General features: G+C 39.0%; 5 protein-coding genes. 3 read left to right on the plus strand and 2 right to left on the minus strand.

What is annotated here, in order from left to right:
• From JK188_RS16620 to JK188_RS16630, 3 genes are all read left to right on the plus strand, one after another.
• Positions 1-716, plus strand: a 716-nt coding sequence (locus JK188_RS16620; RefSeq protein WP_211888677.1) for a hypothetical protein, incomplete at its 5' end; no start/stop codon positions are given.
• Positions 717-967: 251 nt separating this feature from the next.
• Positions 968-1,552, plus strand: a complete 585-nt coding sequence (locus tag JK188_RS16625) for a 2OG-Fe(II) oxygenase (protein ID WP_211886821.1) — start codon at positions 968-970, stop codon at positions 1,550-1,552.
• Positions 1,553-1,744: 192 nt separating this feature from the next.
• Positions 1,745-1,978 (plus strand): hypothetical protein, encoded by a 234-nt coding sequence (locus tag JK188_RS16630; RefSeq protein ID WP_211886822.1) that lies wholly within the window; start codon positions 1,745-1,747, stop codon positions 1,976-1,978.
• A gap of 44 nt (positions 1,979-2,022) precedes the next feature.
• On the opposite strand, the gene prfH is transcribed toward JK188_RS16630, so the two are convergent.
• Together prfH and JK188_RS16640 are read right to left on the minus strand one after the other, a co-directional pair.
• The gene (gene prfH, locus JK188_RS16635; RefSeq protein WP_211886823.1) at positions 2,023-2,634 is read right to left on the minus strand and encodes a peptide chain release factor H; all 612 of its coding nucleotides are present in this window, start codon (positions 2,632-2,634) and stop codon (positions 2,023-2,025) included.
• Positions 2,634-3,767 (minus strand): RNA ligase RtcB family protein, encoded by a 1,134-nt coding sequence (locus tag JK188_RS16640; RefSeq protein WP_211886825.1) that lies wholly within the window; start codon positions 3,765-3,767, stop codon positions 2,634-2,636. Before JK188_RS16640 ends, prfH begins: the two co-directional genes overlap by 1 nt.
• Positions 3,768-4,113 lie beyond the last annotated feature (346 nt).

A 4,113-nucleotide genomic window follows, 5' to 3' on the forward strand; every position in this document is an offset into this window, starting at 1 on the left:
GAATTAATTATTTATTAGATGAAGCAAATGGTAGCGCACAAAAATCAATAGAAAATATGAATTTTACGAGTGATAAGTTGTCTATCTCTCACCGACGTGATGCTAGCTCAATGCAGAAAACCATGAATAAGGTTGAGAGTGAAATAAATAATCGCTCGCTTGAGCAAGCGAAGAAAGTCAGCCTAATTTCGACTATGTTATTAAAACAAGAATCTATGCTTACTGATTTGAAAGAAGATGAGGGCACTTATAGCCAAGCTGAAATTGATTTTTATATTAAAGAAGTCAATCAAGATTTAAAGAATAATGAAGTTTGGAATAAACCAGAATACTCTTTCAAGAAAGTAGACTTCACTAATCATGGCGGATTAAGGGGCATGATTTTTACGCCGATTGCTGATTTTAATAAAAAAAGTGATGAGTTAGCCAAAGCTATCTATGAAGTTGAAATGTTGATGTATGAAATTAATGAAGAACGTCTGAATATTGAGCTAGATAGGCTGGAGTCAATGAAAAAGCCAGCCGTATTAGATATTCAACCTGATTTTGAACCCGGTTTTGAGCCTCAAGCATTTGACATCCTTATTGAATCTCAATCAGGTTTTGAATCCACCTATGAAGGTTACTTCACAATAGACAGCCCAATAGATTTTGTTGAAGTACCATCACTTGCATGTGATTGTGGTGGTTTAGGGCGAACAGCTTTTTGTATGTAATGTGTTCTAATTAGAATTTTTACAGGCTGGTATTTAAGAGGTATTTGATGAAATTTGAGTACCTCTTATTTTGGAGTATCTCTAGGTCTTTGATACAGAAAATAATTATGTTATTTGATAATAAGGAATGTAGGTGTTTTAGCCCTTAGTATTGATTGAGTTATTGAATCATCAAGATTTGCGTTTTTTATTTTAATTTTTTCCGATAATCAAGTATAAAATCTCACCTAATAACCACTCTTAGATTCATCATGTCTATCAATCAACTTATTGATTCACTTTCCACACAAGGTTGGTATGTGTGGAACGATTTTCTGAATCTGTCAGAAATTCAGGCTATTAAAAGTTGTATCCCCGATACCCTGCAAGACGCGCGTATTGGCTATCAAAACACATTACAAGACAACAAAACTATCCGTGGTGATCAAACAGTGTGGCTCGAACCTGAAATGGGCGTAGCAGTCGTACACTATCTAGATAAAATGGAAAACTTGCGTCGGGAACTTAACTGTCAGTTATTTCTTGGATTGCGGGATTTTGAAACCCATTTCTGTCGCTATCCTAATGGTGGATTCTATAAAAAGCATGTGGATAACTTCCGTGGGCAAGGGCGCCGTAAAATCACCACTGTGCTATATATGAATGAATCATGGCAGCAGGGTGATGGTGGTGAAATTGTGATGTATGATATTCAAGATAACGAGCTATTTACCTTAGAGCCGTTAGCGGGGCGCATGGTGTTTTTTATGTCTGAAGATTTTCCCCATGAAGTTCTACCTACCCAAAAAAAGCGTGAAAGTATTGCCGGTTGGTTCCTGACCGAAAAAATACTGTAACCCTTTCTCGTCTATGCCGCCTCTGCAAAGGGGCGGGCTGTAAACTAATCACCTTAATAATAAAACTAAAAGTTGTATATAAACTATGAGTTTGTTTTTTTAAATTATTCCCTTTATTTTAAATTTATTATCTTGAGCGGCATAAAGATAATAAATATTTGTTAATTTAAATATAAATAAAGGATGAATTATATGATTAAGTTAAAAAATGATTTACTAGAAAATCTAAATTATGATGAACATGAAATAGATGAGCCGCAAATTTCGATCTGTTTTGGTGGCGATGAAATTGAATCGGTGATGATTGAGCAAATGTCTATATTAAGTTCAAAAGATGGTAGCCCAGTTAATAACAATCTGTTGAATGCATTTGAGGCAGAAATTATTAATTGTGAAATTATCCTTGGTGACATGTATTGCTGGTAAGTTATAAATTGTAAAGCCACAGCTTTGCTGTGGCTCCCCATAACTTAATTAACCCGCTTAAACTCTTTCCCAACAAACGTTATCGATGCATTTCCACGTTCAATCTGATAGTGGGAATGATGACGTTGCTTATCTAGATCCGTCCTCTGCTGAGATTGAAACTCACTGAGCTTCCAATGAATTAACTCTTTCGCCAGTTTCTTATTCGCATGCTGGCTACGCTCCGATTGGACTTTCACACTAATCCCTGTCGCGACATGCTTGGCACGTACTGCGGAACAAGTTTTATTCACATGCTGACCTCCGGCACCTTGAGATTTTGTGAATTCATATTCGATTTCACTCTCCTCTAGGGGCTGAATAGGCGCAAATGTGATTATGCTAATAAACCAGTTTTTGCGTTTATGGCGTGGTCGCAGAGGGCTTTGGCATTGCCATTGAACGGTTCCACTCCACGCGTTGACCAGCTGTTCGCTCTGTTTCCCCTCTAAGGAGACTAACACTGACTTTAGCCCCTGCTTGGATGGAAAAGACTCCAACACATCAACTTGAACATCTAACAAAGCGGCTTCTTTTAAAAAACAAGAAAACGCTTTTTCCACGGCGATACAGCACTCATCAGGTCCTTGAGCGGAGGAAAACTGTAATAATGCCATTAGCAATCTCCGCTTGTTTTATAAGTGATCACCGGCGCTAAGCGGGCGATAACCTGAATAATGCCGACCTCAACCATGCTTTCGATAACGGTCTCAATGGATTTATAGGATTGCGGCGCTTCTTCATAAATCAATTGTTTGTTTGCACAAATAACTCGGCTGCCTAAAGTGGTTCGGGATAGCTGCAATGGCGTATATTTATGTGATAAACGACCTTTGCATTCCGTTCGCATCCATTTGCGTCCAGCGCCATGAGCGAGGGAATTTAAACTCAAATCGCTGGCAACTGGTGCCACTAAATAGCTGTAGTCACCGCGAGAGCCAGGGATCACCACGAAACCTCTATCGGATGGAGTCGCTCCTTTGCGATGTAGCCAACCGTCGATCCCGTCGATACGGCATGGCTCAACAAGATTATGATTGAGGTCGAAACGTTGCTCTCCCGAAGCCTTAACTTGCTGCATCATGCGCAGCCCAATCAATTGGCGGTTGATCTGTGCGAATTGTAGCGCGTCTTGGTGTGCTTTGAGGTAAATCTTAGCATCATCAGATTGTTCATCCAGCCCATTATGACTATGTTGTTCAACATGTTGGCGTAGAATAGATTGCCCTAAACCACGCGAGCCACTGTGCACGAGTAGTAATAATTTTTGTTTATCAAGACCGCTTTGCTCAAACAATTCTTGGTTTATGATTTTATCGACGGATTGAAACTCCGCGAAATGGTTACCGCCACCAATAGAACTGAGCGAAGTCATAAAATCATGGGATTTCATCGACTCAGGAACGTGCTCATCTAGCCACTCTTGCGGGGCATGATCCGTCATTTCAGATAGCTGTTTTTCCAGCTTATCCAAGTTAACTTTGGCACGCTTGATATCGATTTGGAACAGGCTCATGCCACAGCCAATATCATTGCCAACCAACGCCGGATAGAAGCGTTTAGCTGAGAAAAATGCTGCACCAATTGGGTAGCCACGCCCTGGGTGTAAGTCAGGCATGCCGACCACAGAAACCATGTCGGGTAAATTAGCGGTTGTTTGTAATTGTTGGATTGCTTTACTTTCAATCCATGTAGATTCTGTCGCGATATAACTAACGTGTTCACCGACAGAATGAAGAATATTGCCCATAAGCTATTAACTCATTTTTAATGTGAAAAATAAGGTGATTAGCAGGCAAGTTTTGAGAAGATAGCTGAACTAACGTTTAAAACGATTTTTAACGTCTAAGACTATTTCTGAGGTTGCCCGCAAAGAGTTTGATTAGTTGTTGTCATGATGAACCTCCTTGCAGTGAATTGATTAAATGAATGAAAACGCGGCGGATATTAACGGGAACTTTTTCCTTTTGCAATAGAGAAAAGAAAAAAAGTGTAAAATTAATCTTTATCCTAAAATTGATTATTTTTATAAATAAATATTTTATCCTTATGGTTTTAATTTTTCATTCAAGTATTTTTCTTGATTTCTTCTCAGG

Source organism: Providencia sp. JGM181 (assembly GCF_018257375.1).
Classification (GTDB): Bacteria; Pseudomonadota; Gammaproteobacteria; order Enterobacterales; family Enterobacteriaceae; genus Providencia; species Providencia lanzhouensis.